The following is a 14,240-nucleotide window of genomic DNA, read 5'->3' as shown; positions in this document are numbered from 1 at the left end:
ACTGAGCGACGGGGCGCATCGACTCAGAATGGCGGTGGATCGTCTCCGCCGTCGAAGGTCCTCCTCTGTGCCTTCTTCATCCGCCGGTGCATCCGTATCCGCTGACGCCGGCGTTCACCCCGCACACGAGAGGCCTTGTTCTCCAGACGTGTGCGCCGACGCCGACCACCCTCGGGCAGTACAGGCTCGAGCATTCCCGCCAGCAGACCTGACGGCCTGGTTCGGTAGCAATGTCCGGTCGGCGAAGTCAGCATGACACTCCGGTCCGGGTTCGAGGTGTGCAACCACTGACCGGAATGCTTGAGGCGGTGATGGTTTCGACAATACGCACTCATATTCGACGCCACGGTCTTTCCACCACGAGTGGGATCGCGATGATCAAAGGGCTCCGTGTGATCAAGATCTGAATTCCATGCAGCGACATCGCAGTGCAACCACTGGCAGCTTCCTGCGATCACCCGCACCCAGGTGTCGAGGACAGCGCCTGGGCGGTAGACCGACGCCGAAGGAACAACGGGCGGAGGTACTGGCTCGCCCTCACCGGAAGACTCGAGCGCGGCATCGACTGGTACTTTCACCTTCCGAATCAGCGCACCCGCGGCGATGTCACGCGCATGCTCTGCACTGATCACTCCATAACCGTCAAGGTGAGCGGGTTCGTCTGCACCTGGTGCGTCACCGCCCTGAAGCGTTGATTCCAGCATGACCACGTGAACCAACGGCCGACGCACCACGACAATCCCGCTTCGATCTTGTGGGCAATCGTCCCGGCCGCAATCGCACGGCAGAATCGTCGACCCGGATACCAACGCTCCCAATGCGTCAGCTCGTCGTTGCTCGTACTTACGGGAATCGTGTCGACACACCGACATTGCCAACTCCCGCAACCGACGGTCGAAAGCCCGTGCTTCCTCCGCCGGAATACTCCCCAATATCCGCGCCATTCCGTCCTCGGCAGCGCTCACACCCACGAACCGATCAGCCAGGGCGCGGCGTCGACGTTCGCGCATCCCCTCGGGATCCACCACGGCGACGATCCGGTCGATAGCCGCTGTCAATCGGCGACCGGTCAAGCCAGTACCGCCAGGCATCGGTGGCGCCGAGATCTTTTCGAGGAGTTGCCGTTCCACCTCGTCGATCAAATCGTCGGCGACGTTGGCCGTAGCGGAGTCGATCAATCCGACTCGATATAGATCCAGTTCTCCGCGCGCCATGGCGGCACGCGTGCGATGGAGCCGAGACTTGAGAGAAAAGCCGAGACCGATCAACTTTCCCGCTGAGGCACGGCCCATGGTCAATGCCGCGCCGAGCTCGGCCTCAGCCAGTTCGTGAGCGGTAGACGACCAAGCACCATTATCGGTGTGGTCAGCGCTGCGACGCTCGAAAAACTCGGCAATGGCAGCCAGTTTCCGTTCCACGAGCATCGATTCGCGCGCATGCAGATCGGCGATGAGATCGATGAGGGCGCAGTCGGATTCGGCACCAGGCAGCTGCGCTGCGGTACCCGAACTTCCTACTCCGTCATCGAACATTCCTCAACATTATTCGAATATACGTTCGATATCCATGATTTCCAGGAATCAGTCCGAACAATCCCGATTGACCGAAAATTGTTGCGGAGCAACCTTTGCGGCCACTCGTGTTCCGGCAACGGATTCCCCTACTGAACCAGGGCGTTGATAATGCGGGCAGCTTCGGCCGGGTAGATAGGGCGGTCGGACCCACCACTCAAAACCCAGTGGACTGGACTACCTTCGTCGAGGACTCGGAGTTGCACGTCGAGCGGAAACGCATCGATGTCAGCTGAGTCGACTGCAAAGACATGGACAATCTCATGCCCAGGTCGCCCCTCGAACTCGAAGATGTTCTCGACGACCTCGAGCAACTCGACGCTTCCCAACCTGACGCCGAGTTCCTCCGCGAACTCGCGTCGCAGCGCTGCCTCGGCCGTCTCACCGAACTCGATACCGCCACCGATCAATCGATGAAAGTTCTCCCCTGTGACAGAGTCCGTGCCGTCGAGCATGAGTACGTGACCGGAACGGACAGGTATCCCCAGTGAGATGTTACGAATTGACGACATACGACACAGTTTAGGTGTCCAACTCGAACATCATTTTGAATCCGACGACGGCGAATATCACCAAAAGTGATGGGGTGGGCGCAAATACGACTTGGACTTGCCGAGACTCCCGATGACAGACTCGAACACCATTCCCGGACAAAAGAACCCATTGAGGAACCGATGAACGACGCAAGTACCTGGACCGCACGACTCGCCGCACTCGACCTGACCCTCCCGCCTGTTGCCACCCCCGCAGGCTCATACCTCCCCGCCGTTCAGACGGGGTCATACGTCTACACGTCGGGGCAATTGCCGCTCGTCGACGGCACTACGACGTGCATCGGCAAGTTGGGCGAGGGCGTCTCCGTCGAAGACGCCGCCCAGGCGGCGCGGTTGTGCACTCTCAACGGACTCGCGGCCGTTGATGCCTTGGTCGGTCTCGACCGCATCGTTCGGGTCGTCAAGGTCGTTGGATTTGTTGCTTCGGGATCCGGATTCTCGCAGCAACCCCAGGTGATCAACGGTGCGTCCGACCTGCTGGCCGAGATCTTCGGTACCGCTGGACAACACGCCCGCTCTGCGATCGGCGTGGCCGAACTCCCCCGAAACAGTGCTGTCGAGGTCGAGTTCGTGTTCGAGGTATCGGACAGCATCTGACGGTCCGCCACACCCCGAAGGGCGGCGGTTGCCAATGCAACCGCCGCCCTTCTTGTGTGAAGACTTTCAGGCACTGAGCCCGGTCGTCGAACCTGCTGTCACCAACCGCGCTCTGCGAGGCGGTGTCCGACGGGCAGGTCGTCGACGTTGATGCCGACCATTGCCTCGCCGAGTCCGCGCGAGACCTTGGCGAGCACGTCCGGGTCGTCGTAGAACGTGGTGGCCTTGACGATGGCCTCAGCGCGCTGCTTCGGGTTGCCGGACTTGAAGATGCCCGATCCGACGAAGACGCCCTCGGCGCCGAGTTGCATCATCATCGCAGCGTCTGCCGGGGTGGCGATGCCGCCGGCGGTGAACATGGTGACAGGCAGCTTGCCGGCCTTGGCGACCTCGACGACCAGTTCGTAGGGGGCCTGCAGTTCCTTGGCGGCTACGTACAGTTCGTCCTCGCTCAGCGAGGTCAACCGGCGGATCTCGCCGCGGATGGTGCGCATGTGAGTGGTGGCGTTGGAGACGTCTCCGGTGCCGGCTTCACCCTTCGAGCGGATCATGGCCGCGCCTTCGTTGATGCGACGGAGCGCTTCACCGAGGTTGGTGGCGCCACAGACGAAGGGAGCGGTGAACTTCCACTTGTCGATGTGGTTGGCGTAGTCGGCCGGGGTCAGGACCTCGGACTCGTCGATGTAGTCGACGCCGAGGCTCTGCAGGATCTGAGCTTCGACGAAGTGACCGATGCGTGCCTTCGCCATGACGGGGATGCTGACGGTGGAGATGATGCTGTCGATCATGTCCGGGTCACTCATGCGCGAGACGCCGCCCTGTGCGCGAATGTCTGCGGGGACCCGCTCGAGTGCCATGACGGCGACGGCGCCGGCGTCTTCGGCGATCTTGGCCTGCTCAGCGGTGACCACGTCCATGATCACACCGCCCTTGAGCATTTCAGCCATGCCGCGCTTGACGCGGGCGGTGCCGATGGCGGTGGTGGGGGCAGAGTCGGGGGTGCTCACAGCAAACTCCTGCAGTAGTGGCGTGACGAAAGAAACAAGGCACGGCGAACACACGAGTTCATACGCTCGGAGGCCTCTGGCCAGAACTCTAGGACGAACCGGCCTTCGATTCCGTATCCAATTTGCCATTGCTGGCCTTAAACGGCCGCGAGCACTGAACGACCGAACGATCAGCGGATGGAACGCACTTCCGGATCCTCGGAACCGTCCGCAATCGTCGCGGCCTCCACCAGGAGGTTTGCCAGATCCAACGGGTAGACGGGCTCACCGGACTTGGCCAGTCGGCGGATCTCGTCGGCGCTGCACCAGCGATGGCCGGTGATGGCACGCTGTTCCAATTCCGTGTGGCCTTGGAAGACCGGCTCGAAGCCGTGAGTGCGCGTAGCGAAGAACAGCTCTTCCGAACGGATCAGCTCACCGTCGAACGGGAAGATCGCCACCCGACGCCAAAGCGGACCTCGCAGATTCTCCGGCGCTACCTTGAACCCCGTTTCCTCCTCGATCTCACGAACCGCGGCCGCTCGCAGATGTTCGCCGCGTTCGAGCCCGCCGCCGACGGTGAACCAGAAGTAAGTGTTCGGGATCTTGGGATCGTGCCCGCGCAACAGCAGCACCCGATCTTCCTCGTCCAGCATCACCACGCGGGCAGAGGTCCGTGACGTATCCACGGTGATTCCCTCGGGCACCGCCGCCGCGGTCGTGCGCTCAGAGATCTCGAAGTATTGAGGCAGTGGCGCCGTTCCGCCGAGATGTAGCCATCGAACAAGTCGTCGGGTACGCAACGCGAGAGTGTCTCGCACCGCGTCGTTGTGGAACCGCCGGGCGATCAGCACGCGCGCCTCGGCATCGGCCAACTCGGCCACCAGTTGAGGTCGCAGCGAGGTCGTGCCGTAGGCAGCGAGAGCATTGGACAGCCGGTTCTCGGCAAGCTCGCGATCCTGACGATCCGCCCGTTCGGCGGCGTCCGCCAAGGTGACGAATCTGCGGGCGTCGTCGGCGCTCATGTCCACAGCCGCCGCGCGGACAACCGCGGCACGACGGGACAGAGCCGCATCGAGCGCCAACCACGACTGATCCGAACGCACATGCAGTCGATCGAGTCGGTTCGCCGTCCCGTACGCCCACAGTCCGACGACCAGGACGACGGCAGCGACGAGCCCGAGAATGAAGATCGTCAGAGCGGAGAAGGTCATGAACCCACCACGCGTACGCCGGTGCCGCCAACCGTGACGGTCTCGTAGACACGCAGGATCTGTTCGGCCACCACCGGCCAGTCGTATTCGGCAACAACACTTGTCGCGGTGTTGACCAGCGCGCGTCGTCGATCCGGGTCACCGAGAACGGAATCGATTGCCTCGGCCAAGGCATCGGAGTTCCCGATGGGGACCAGCAAGCCGGCCTGACCGTCGCGAAGAACACGGCGGAAAGCGTCCAACTCACTGGCCACGACGGCAGTGCCAGCCGCCATGGCCTCGACCAGCACGATCCCGAAGCTCTCACCGCCGAGATTGGGCGCACAGTAGACGTCCGCACTGCGAAGCGCCGACGCTTTCTCCTCATCGCTGACCTGCCCGAGCAGGCGGAGATGCTTGAAGTACTTGCCCGCCTCTTTGCGGAGTTTCTCCTCGTCGCCGCGTCCGACCACGATCACTTCGAGATCCGGGTGACGCTCGACCAACTCCGGCAGTGCGCCGAGGAGGACGGCCATCCCCTTGCGCGGTTCGTCGTAGCGACCGAGGAACAGAATGGTTCCACCTTCGCGCGGGTAGCCGGGCAACAGATCGGCCTCGGCAAACGCTGCGACATCGACGCCGTTGGGAATTTCGACCGCATCGGATCCGAGGGACTCGACCTGCCAACGACGCGCCAACTCCGAGACTGCGATCCGGCCACTGATCTTCTCGAGATACGGAGCCAAGACACCCTGAAAAGTGCTCAGCACCAACGACTTCGTGGTCGACGTGTGGAAGGTGGCGACGATAGGGCCTTCCGCGATACGCAACGCGAGCATGGACAGACTCGGCGCATTGGGTTCGTGGATATGTAGAACGTCGAAGTCACCTTCCGCGATGAACTTGCGGAGGCGGTTGTTCGCCGTCGGGCCGAAAGACAACCGCGCAACAGAACCGTTGTAGGGAATCGCGACGGCTTTACCTGCGGAAACCACAAAATCCGGCAACTCGTCGTCATCGGACGACGGCGCAAGCACACTCACTTTGTGACCACGTTCGATCAGCACCTCGGCCAGATCCACCACGTGCGCCTGCACGCCGCCGGGGACGTCGAAGGAGTACGGGCAGATCATGCCGATTTTCATTCACCCTCCATGCGGGCGAGCCGCGATTCGGAGAGGTCGGAGCGCCACAGCGGCTGAAGCATGTGCCAGTCAGCGGGGTGCGCTGCGATGTTGACCGCGAAACGGTCGGCAAGCGCCTGCGTGGCCGGGCCGACTCCGCCGGATACGTCGATCGGCGGGTCGATCTTGAAACCCCAACCGTCGGGAGTGAACCAGCAGTGGACCGGAAGTAGCGGCGCGCCGGTGTCGATCGCGAGCTTCGCCGGGCCGGCGGGCATGCGAGTAGGTTCGCCGAAGAAGGTGACGGGCACACCCTTCTTCGCCAGATCGCGCTCCCCCAACAGGCACACGATCTTGTTCTCACGCAGATGCTTGGAGAGTTCGACGAACGGTGGATGCTCCCCGCCGCTTAGCGGGAAGATCTCGAAACCGAGACTCTCGCGGTATTCGACAAACCGTTCGTACAGGGATTCGGGCTTGAGCCGCTCGGCAACGGAGGTCAACCCACCCCATTGCTGAACACACCACACGCCGGCCATGTCCCAATTACCGCTGTGGGGCAGCGCCAATACCGCGCCATGACCTGCCGCCATTGCTTTTTCCAGATGTTCCTGGCCCTCGACCAGCGCATGCAGCGCTTTACCTGTCGCGACCAGGTCCATCGACGGAAGACGGAACGCCTCACGCCAGTACCGGGCGTACGAGCGCATTGAATCCTTGATCAACTGATCCGGAACTTCCGCCGGCGTCGTGCCCAGAACTCTCGCGAGGTTCTTCCTGAGTTGTTCGGGTCCGCCCTTGCGTACCGCGAAATCCGCTCCGGCGTCGAACAGCTTGACCGCCACCGATTCCGGCAGGCTTCTCACCAGCCGCCAACCCGCGGCATATCCCAGATCGGTTGCGCGCTCGGAAAAACTCACTGCTCTGCCTCACCTTCAGGCTTGGGATCGCCCTCGGTGCCCGCCGCGCCTTCGACCGTCGATGCCGCCGGGGCGATCGGCAGAAGTTCCCGGGCGCCAGGCGAATTGCGCACCGCGAGCACTCGTTGGAAGACCGTCACGATACTTCCGGCGGCAAGTACCCACATCGCGATGTGAATCGCCCACGGTAGACCCATACCTGTCAGGCCAGATCCGACCAACACGATGATCAGTCGGTCCGGGCGCTCGATCCACCCGCCGTCCGCAGTCAGCCCGCTCGCCTCTGCGCGCGCCTTCGCGTACGAGATGACCTGCGAGGTGACGAGGCAGATGAGCGTCGCGACGAGCAGCCACTTGCTGTTCTCGTGGTAGACCGCCCACCAGGCCAGGCCGGCAAAAATCGCGCCGTCGGCCACGCGGTCGCAGGTCGCGTCCAGTACCGCCCCGTACCGCGTTCCGCCGCCGCGAGCACGAGCCATTGCGCCGTCGAGCATGTCGAACATGACGAAGAACCAGATGAACAAGGTTCCCCAGAACAGATGTCCGGACGGAAACAGCGTCACCGCACCGGCGACGCTTGCCACCGTGCCGATCACCGTCACCGAGTCCGGCGTCAGACCGGTCTTGACCAGCGCCTTCCCCATAGGTGCCGTCACCTTGGACACCGATGCGCGCCCGAAGAAGCTCAACACCGCAGGAACCCTCCCCGTCGTGAGTTCCGGTTCGGAACTCGTTGCAGCAATGCATCCTGCCATGAAGCCGGATCCATCAACCTATTGTTGCCAGGCACCGGCGAGTAGTCCCCTGGTCTCCCGCAGCAATTGCGGCATCACCTTGACCCCACCGAGCACGGTGATGAAGTTGGCGTCGCCGCCCCAACGTGGGACTACGTGTTGGTGAAGGTGCTCGGACAGCGAACCGCCCGCGGCAGCACCGAGATTCAGACCGACGTTGAATCCGTGCGGATTCGACACGCTCTTGATCACCCGCAACGCACGCTGGGTGAACGCCATCAACTCGGCGCTCTCCTCCGGCGTGAGGTCTTCGAGGGCCGCGACCTTGCGGTACGGCACCACCATCAGGTGACCCGGGTTGTACGGGTACAGGTTCAAGACCGCGTAGACGTGTTCACCGCGGGCGACGATCAACCCTTCCTCGTCCGACATTTTCGGAATGTCGATGAACGGTTCACCCGTCGTACCCGGGGTGTTGGGCGCCTCGGTGATGTACGACATCCGATGTGGCGACCAAATACGCTGCAAATGATCAGGATCGCCGACGCCGTGGTCGATCAGCGAACCCGGACCATCGTCACCGGGGGCGCTCACTGCGCCACGCTTGGCTGCACCAGTTCGGCTGTCGGCGAGGCATTCTCGCGGCGACCGATCCACTCGGTGATGATCCGGACGGCGTCGTCGACGGGAATTCCGTTGATCTGGGTGCCGTCACGGAAACGGAAGCTGACCGCGCCGGCTTCCACGTCACGCTCGCCCGCGAGGAGCATGAACGGGACCTTTTGCGTGGTGTGGTTACGGATCTTCTTCTGCATCCGGTCATCACTGAAATCGACCTCGGCGCGAACACCGGCTGCCTTGAGCTTCTTCGTGACGTCGAACAGGTGATCGGCGAAGGCCTCGGCCACCGGGATTCCGACGACCTGCACCGGCGCCAGCCACGCCGGGAACGCGCCCGCGTAGTGCTCGGTCAGGACACCGAAGAACCGCTCGATCGAGCCGAACAGCGCGCGGTGGATCATGACCGGACGAGTCTTGACGCCGTCGTTGCCGGTGTACTCGAGTTCGAACCGCTCGGGCAGGTTGAAGTCGAGCTGGATGGTCGACATCTGCCAGGTGCGGCCGAGTGCGTCCTTGACCTGAACGGAGATCTTGGGACCGTAGAACGCGGCTCCACCCGGATCCGGCACCAGAGTCAGGCCGGAAGCTTCGCCGACCTCGGCAAGCGTTGCGGTCGCCTCTTCCCAGACGTCGTCGCTACCGACGAACTTGTCCGGGTTCTTGGTGGACAGTTCGAGGTAGAAGTCGTCGAGGCCGTAGTCCTTGAGCAGGTTCAGAACGAACTGCAGGGTGGTGGTCAGCTCGTCGCGCATCTGCTCACGGGTGCAGTAGATGTGAGCGTCGTCCTGGGTCATGCCGCGCACGCGGGTCAGGCCGTGGATGACGCCGGACTTCTCGTAGCGGTAGACCGAGCCGAATTCGAAGAGCCGCAACGGCAATTCACGGTACGAGCGTCCGCGAGCACGGAAGATCAGGTTGTGCATCGGGCAGTTCATCGGCTTGAGGTAGTAGTCCTGGCCCGGCTTGCGCACGGTGCCGTCCTCGTTCAGTTCCTCGTCGACGTGCATCGCCGGGAACATTCCGTCGCGGTACCAGTCGAGGTGACCGGAAACCTCGTACAGATGTCCCTTGGTGATGTGCGGAGTGTTGACGAACTCGTAGCCCGCCTCGATGTGGCGGCTGCGCGAGTAGTTCTCCATCTCGGTGCGGATGATGCCGCCCTTGGGGTGGAACACCGGCAGGCCCGAACCGAGCTCGTCGGGGAAGCTGAAGAGGTCCAGTTCGGTACCGAGCTTGCGGTGATCACGACGCTCGGCCTCGGCGAGCAGTTCGAGGTACTCGTCCTGAGCCTCGGTGGACTCCCACGCGGTGCCGTAGACACGCTGAAGATCGGCGTTGTCCTGGTTGCCACGCCAGTAGGCGGCGGAGCTTCGGGTCAACTTGAAGGCCGGAATGTGCTTCGTGGTCGGAATATGCGGGCCGCGGCACAGATCGGACCAGATCTTGTCGCCGGTACGAGGATCGAGATTGTCGTAGATGGTCAGCTCGTTGCCACCCACCTCCATGATCTCGGGATCGTCGATACCGGACTTGTCGTCGATCAGTTCGAGCTTGAAGGGCTCGTCGGCCAACTCGACCCGAGCGTCCTCGATCGAATCGACCACTCGACGCGAGAAACGCTGCGATCCCTTGATGATCTGCTTCATACGCTTTTCGAGCTTGGCCAGATCCTCCGGAGTGAACGGGCGGTCCACCGCGAAGTCGTAGTAGAAGCCGTCCTTGATCGGCGGACCGATGCCGAGCTTCGCGTCGGGGAATTCCTTCTGGACCGCCTGCGCGAGGACGTGAGCCGCGGAGTGCCGGATGACGCTGCGGCCGTCCTCGGTGGATGCTGCCACCGGCTCGACGTCGACATCGACCTCAGGTGTMCACGACAGATCCTTGAGCGTTCCCTCGCCATCGCGGACAACGACGATCACGTCGGGCCCCTTCGTGGGGTATCCGGCTTCGCGCACTGCAGTCCCGGCGGTCGTCCCCGCGGGCACCCGAAGTGGGGCGGCTGAGTGCTCTGGCGCGGGACTGGTCACGGCGATGTGCTCCTAAAGGTATTGCGACAAGTTCGACAGGCGTCGTACCCACTGCGAGCACGCGCACGATCATGTTATCGGCCCTACCGACATGGTGAGACAACCGAGTGAAGGAAACCGGGCCGCGTTCAGCTCACAGTGGCGACTCGAGCCACGAGTAGTCCAGGCCCACCCATGTCCCGATCAGGCCGAAGGTGCCGAGCACCCACAAAGTCGCCAGGACGATCACTGTGGTGAACAGAACGCCCAACCCCTTGACGAACAGCGACTGCTTGCCGAACCATTCCATGAACCTGTCGTATCGAGCCTTCGCGAAATGAAGGAGTCGATGTGCCCACGCGAACTCCGACGCCAGTATGCCGAGGCCGGCGAAGACGATGAGCCAGCCGGGCCCGGGGTACGGAATAGCCACGATGCCTGCTGCGAACACGATCGTGCCCACGACTCCCACACCGATGCGGTACGCAAGATTGAGGGTGGGCCGCGCGGCGATTCCAGCGCGCCACCGCTCCCAGCGGGACTCTGCGTCTTGGAAGACGGACAGGTCTGAATTGTCGACGGGAGAATCGACCTTTTCGGTACTCAAGTCGGTCACCTTTTCGGTCGCGAAATGTCTCTTCGACCAGGCTACCGAAATCATTGGCCGGCGACCTGCGACGACGGTCTGCATGCCGAAACAACCGTGCCCTCGAACAGCTGTGCTCTCAAACAGCTATGCTCTCAAACGACTGTGCTCTCAAACGACTGTGCTCTCAAACGACTGTGCTCTCAAACGACTGTGCTCTCAAACGACTGAAGGCGTCCCCGATGATCGGGAACGCCTTCAGTGTTTTTCTGTGGTCCCGGCTGGGATCGAACCAGCGACCTTCCGCGTGTGAAGCGGACGCTCTCCCACTGAGCCACGGGACCGTAAGTCATCCGAACGCATGCGCTCGAACGAGTTGGAACATTAACACGGCTGCGCGATGAATACGAATCACCAGGTTGGCATTCGTTTTGCCCCAGGCGACCCCGAAATCTCCGAATTCGAGCTGATTTCAGACCGTATTCATCGCCAAGACGGACAGTTGCAACGCGCGCGACGGGCCGATTCGACTCCGAACACGCCACTGAGCTGGTGATTTGTGTGTATCCGACACGGTCGGCTAATGTTTCCAACGCACCGAGGAGAGCGAGCAGCTCCCCAAGCAACACGGTGCGATGCGGACGTGGCGCAGCTGGTAGCGCACAACCTTGCCAAGGTTGGGGTCGCGGGTTCGAATCCCGTCGTCCGCTCGAGAGGTGTGACTCAACCTTTTACGGTGGAGTGGCCGAGTGGTGAGGCAACGGCCTGCAAAGCCGTGCACACGGGTTCGATTCCCGTCTCCACCTCGCGCGATTAGCTCAGCGGGAGAGCGCTTCCCTGACACGGAAGAGGTCACTGGTTCAATCCCAGTATCGCGCACCACGTCAGGCCCTCGGGCCTGATGGTCAAGACCTGCTTGCAGGTCTGATAAGTTAGAAAAGTACTGAGTTCCGGTAACGGAGTTCATTGCTCATGCGGACGTGGCGCAGCTGGTAGCGCACAACCTTGCCAAGGTTGGGGTCGCGGGTTCGAATCCCGTCGTCCGCTCCATTTTTCTCCAGAACCCGCGCGATTAGCTCAGCGGGAGAGCGCTTCCCTGACACGGAAGAGGTCACTGGTTCAATCCCAGTATCGCGCACCATTTGAAATTGCAAGAAGCCGGAACCTCAGGGTTCCGGCTTTTTGCGTTCGAGCGCCGAACACATCAACCGCAGTACAGACGCAAGCCCTCTCGGGAATCCACGTCAGTACTGCGGTTGATGTAGCTGATCAGATTGTTGTAACTGATCAGTGAGAGAAGCGGTTCGCTGCCGAAGTCATCGCGCGCAGCGAGGACTCAGTCGACGACTCCGCAATCCCCATCGCCCAGCTCCGACGGCCGTCGCACTCGGTGAAGATGAACGTCGCCGTGCGGTGGCCGATCTGGTGCTGATGGAAAGACAGGATCTCGAGCGAGATTCCCGCGTCGTGCAGCATCGACGTCATGGCCGAGATCGCGCCAGTCGAGGTGGCGGAAGCCTTCTGGATGCGCTCCCCCAGACCGAGAGTCGCTTCGAAAGTCCAACGACCCGGCGCAATCTTCTCGGAGGACCACGCGCCCAAACGGATCGGGCCGCTCATAGCCGCATACGTGGACTCGAACTCGGTCCAAGACATCGCTGAGCATTCGGTGCGCAGGCCGGCTGGCAGAGATTTTCCGTGACGCGTCGCGAAAGGATCAGCAGCGGTAGAAGAAGAATCAGAAGCGAAGGCAGAATCAGAAGCGAAGGCGAAGTTGTAAGTCATGATCGTGGTCTTCCTGGAATGAAGTGGAGGACCAACTGGTAGCAAGACGACCCGCAGCGAGGGGTCGGTCCGATTCAGACCCCGCTACGGCGGCTTACTACGAGAATTCGCTTCATGAGAGACGAGGCTAGGCGGCCCGGTTCGAGAATGCAACCCGGACCGCCTCCGCACAGGTCAGACCTGAGCCGATTTGTGCCCGGCGATCAGGGCGCGATACCACTCGAACGAGGTCTTCGGTGTGCGCTTCTGGGTATCGAAATCGACGTGGACCAGGCCGAATCGTTCCTGGTAGCCGGCTGCCCACTCGAAGTTGTCGAGGAGTGACCACACAAAATAGCCACGGACGTCGACACCGTCGTCCATTGCCGATCGGAGGGCGCGAAGGTGCGCATCGTGGTAGTCGATTCGCGCTTCGTCCTCGACGACGCCTGCGGCATCCGGTGCGTCGTGGAATGAACATCCGCTTTCCGTGATGTAGATCGGCGGCAGTGCGTCACCGAACCGAGCTCGGAACGTCCGCAGGATCTCACCCAGCCCTTCGGGAACGATCGGCCATCCGAAATCGGTTGTGGGATAACCGGTAATCGCGACAGGCGCAAAGGGCAGGCCCGGCGGTAGGTCGACCTCGAGCACACCTTCGGTCCCCTGGCCTTCCACCGGAGCGGCAATCATCGTCGGCTCGTAGTAGTTGATCCCGTACCAGTCGAGCGGCGCCCCGATGATTTTCAAGTCCTCGTCGACGGGACCGCTGAGCAGCTGGGCGAATTCGTCGGCGGGGTACTTTCCGACCAATACCGGGTCGGCGAACATCCAATTGACGACGTGGTCGTAGATGTCGGCAGCCATCACGTCTTCCGGGGAATCGGAAGCGGCCCGCACCGGTGCATGGTTCGAGGCGATTCCGATGTTCGTGCATCCGGTTGCCCGAAGCGCTTCGACAGCGAGGCCGTGCCCGAGCAGCTGGTGATGTGCGGCTTGGAAAGCCTCGAACCCCAAGGCCAGGCCGGGGGCATGAACTCCCAGGGCATGACCGTAGAGCGTGTGCACTACCGGTTCGTTGAGCGGCATCCACATTCCGACGCGATCGGACAACCGTTCGCCGACGACCTGGGCGTACTCCCCCAGCCGGTACGAGGTGTCTCGGTTCATCCAGCCGCCCTGCTCTTGCAGTGCGAGGGGCAGATCCCAGTGAAAGAGAGTGACGGCAGGAGTAATTCCCACCGAACACAGTCGATCGATCAGGCGGTCGTAGAAGTCGAGCCCTTTCGCATTCACAGCCCCCGATCCGGTGGGCAGAATTCGCGACCACGACAGGGACAGCCGATAAGCGTCGAGCCCGAGGTCTTTCATCAACTCGATATCCGATTCCCAGCGGTGATAATGATCGGCAGCAACCGCTCCGGTGTCGCCCCCGACGACTACACCGGGGCGGTCACAGAACTCGTCCCAAATCGACGGTCCGCGACCGTCTTCGGCCACAGCTCCTTCGATTTGGTAGGCCGCGGTGGCGGYTCCCCAGACGAAGGAAGACGGAAATTCTGGTGTCGGCTGCCGAGTCATGTC

13 protein-coding genes and 6 tRNA genes are annotated in these 14,240 nt (G+C 62.2%); 6 read left to right on the top strand and 13 right to left on the bottom strand.

All coding sequences use genetic code 11. The features are described 5' to 3' along the window. Positions 1-23: 23 nt before the first annotated feature. Entirely contained in the window at positions 24-1,532 is a 1,509-nt protein-coding gene (locus AC1DWA_RS25335; RefSeq protein ID WP_477846763.1) for an HNH endonuclease signature motif containing protein, read from the bottom strand. Positions 1,533-1,660: 128 nt separating this feature from the next. Beyond that, positions 1,661-2,083: an NUDIX domain-containing protein gene (locus AC1DWA_RS25330; RefSeq protein WP_021332940.1), complete on the bottom strand. Its 423-nt coding sequence runs from the start codon at positions 2,081-2,083 to the stop codon at positions 1,661-1,663. A gap of 162 nt (positions 2,084-2,245) precedes the next feature. On the opposite strand from AC1DWA_RS25330, the gene AC1DWA_RS25325 reads away from it, so the two are divergent. Then, on the top strand, positions 2,246-2,722 hold the full coding sequence (locus tag AC1DWA_RS25325; RefSeq protein ID WP_020969521.1) for a RidA family protein: 477 nt from the start codon (positions 2,246-2,248) through the stop codon (positions 2,720-2,722). Between the two features lie 98 nt (positions 2,723-2,820). Here AC1DWA_RS25325 and pdxS read toward each other — a convergent pair whose 3' ends face one another. From pdxS to AC1DWA_RS25280, 9 genes are all read right to left on the bottom strand, one after another. Beyond that, positions 2,821-3,729: a pyridoxal 5'-phosphate synthase lyase subunit PdxS gene (gene pdxS, locus AC1DWA_RS25320; RefSeq protein WP_003943338.1), complete on the bottom strand. Its 909-nt coding sequence runs from the start codon at positions 3,727-3,729 to the stop codon at positions 2,821-2,823. 170 nt (positions 3,730-3,899) lie between these two features. After that, positions 3,900-4,922: an NUDIX hydrolase gene (locus tag AC1DWA_RS25315; RefSeq protein WP_042951805.1), complete on the bottom strand. Its 1,023-nt coding sequence runs from the start codon at positions 4,920-4,922 to the stop codon at positions 3,900-3,902. After that, positions 4,919-6,046 (bottom strand): glycosyltransferase family 4 protein, encoded by a 1,128-nt coding sequence (locus AC1DWA_RS25310; protein ID WP_003943332.1) that lies wholly within the window; start codon positions 6,044-6,046, stop codon positions 4,919-4,921. The genes AC1DWA_RS25315 and AC1DWA_RS25310 overlap by 4 nt, the downstream gene beginning before the upstream one ends. Beyond that, complete coding sequence (locus AC1DWA_RS25305) at positions 6,043-6,945, bottom strand: phosphatidylinositol mannoside acyltransferase (RefSeq protein WP_019748286.1); 903 nt, start codon at positions 6,943-6,945, stop codon at positions 6,043-6,045. Before AC1DWA_RS25305 ends, AC1DWA_RS25310 begins: the two co-directional genes overlap by 4 nt. Continuing rightward, positions 6,942-7,637 (bottom strand): phosphatidylinositol phosphate synthase, encoded by a 696-nt coding sequence (gene pgsA, locus AC1DWA_RS25300; protein WP_020907628.1) that lies wholly within the window; start codon positions 7,635-7,637, stop codon positions 6,942-6,944. Before pgsA ends, AC1DWA_RS25305 begins: the two co-directional genes overlap by 4 nt. Before the next feature lie 81 nt (positions 7,638-7,718). Next, positions 7,719-8,273 (bottom strand): ATP adenylyltransferase, encoded by a 555-nt coding sequence (locus AC1DWA_RS25295; RefSeq protein WP_019748284.1) that lies wholly within the window; start codon positions 8,271-8,273, stop codon positions 7,719-7,721. Beyond that, positions 8,270-10,327 (bottom strand): threonine--tRNA ligase, encoded by a 2,058-nt coding sequence (gene thrS / locus AC1DWA_RS25290; RefSeq protein ID WP_477917171.1) that lies wholly within the window; start codon positions 10,325-10,327, stop codon positions 8,270-8,272. The genes AC1DWA_RS25295 and thrS overlap by 4 nt, the downstream gene beginning before the upstream one ends. A gap of 133 nt (positions 10,328-10,460) precedes the next feature. After that, positions 10,461-10,913 (bottom strand): TIGR02611 family protein, encoded by a 453-nt coding sequence (locus tag AC1DWA_RS25285; protein WP_477846764.1) that lies wholly within the window; start codon positions 10,911-10,913, stop codon positions 10,461-10,463. Between the two features lie 251 nt (positions 10,914-11,164). Continuing rightward, a tRNA-Val gene (locus tag AC1DWA_RS25280) sits at positions 11,165-11,236 on the bottom strand. A 293-nt stretch (positions 11,237-11,529) separates the two neighbouring features. On the opposite strand from AC1DWA_RS25280, the gene AC1DWA_RS25275 reads away from it, so the two are divergent. From AC1DWA_RS25275 to AC1DWA_RS25255, 5 genes are all read left to right on the top strand, one after another. After that, positions 11,530-11,602, top strand: a tRNA-Gly gene (locus AC1DWA_RS25275). A gap of 25 nt (positions 11,603-11,627) precedes the next feature. After that, a tRNA-Cys gene (locus AC1DWA_RS25270) sits at positions 11,628-11,698 on the top strand. Position 11,699: 1 nt separating this feature from the next. Continuing rightward, positions 11,700-11,774: transfer RNA gene (locus AC1DWA_RS25265), tRNA-Val, on the top strand. Between the two features lie 92 nt (positions 11,775-11,866). After that, positions 11,867-11,942: transfer RNA gene (locus AC1DWA_RS25260), tRNA-Gly, on the top strand. Positions 11,943-11,958: 16 nt separating this feature from the next. Next, positions 11,959-12,033: transfer RNA gene (locus tag AC1DWA_RS25255), tRNA-Val, on the top strand. Between the two features lie 146 nt (positions 12,034-12,179). On the opposite strand, the gene AC1DWA_RS25250 is transcribed toward AC1DWA_RS25255, so the two are convergent. Both AC1DWA_RS25250 and AC1DWA_RS25245 read right to left on the bottom strand, forming a co-directional pair. Next, complete coding sequence (locus tag AC1DWA_RS25250) at positions 12,180-12,677, bottom strand: alpha-isopropylmalate synthase regulatory domain-containing protein (protein ID WP_477846765.1); 498 nt, start codon at positions 12,675-12,677, stop codon at positions 12,180-12,182. Positions 12,678-12,851: 174 nt separating this feature from the next. Further along, the gene (locus AC1DWA_RS25245; protein ID WP_477917169.1) at positions 12,852-14,237 is read right to left on the bottom strand and encodes a GH1 family beta-glucosidase; all 1,386 of its coding nucleotides are present in this window, start codon (positions 14,235-14,237) and stop codon (positions 12,852-12,854) included. Positions 14,238-14,240: the final 3 nt, after the last annotated feature.

The sequence above is a fragment of the Rhodococcus sp. P4_F3_2 genome, assembly GCF_056401335.1.
Note: the sequence above shows the minus strand (reverse complement) of the source record. Positions and strands in the feature narration are given on the sequence as shown.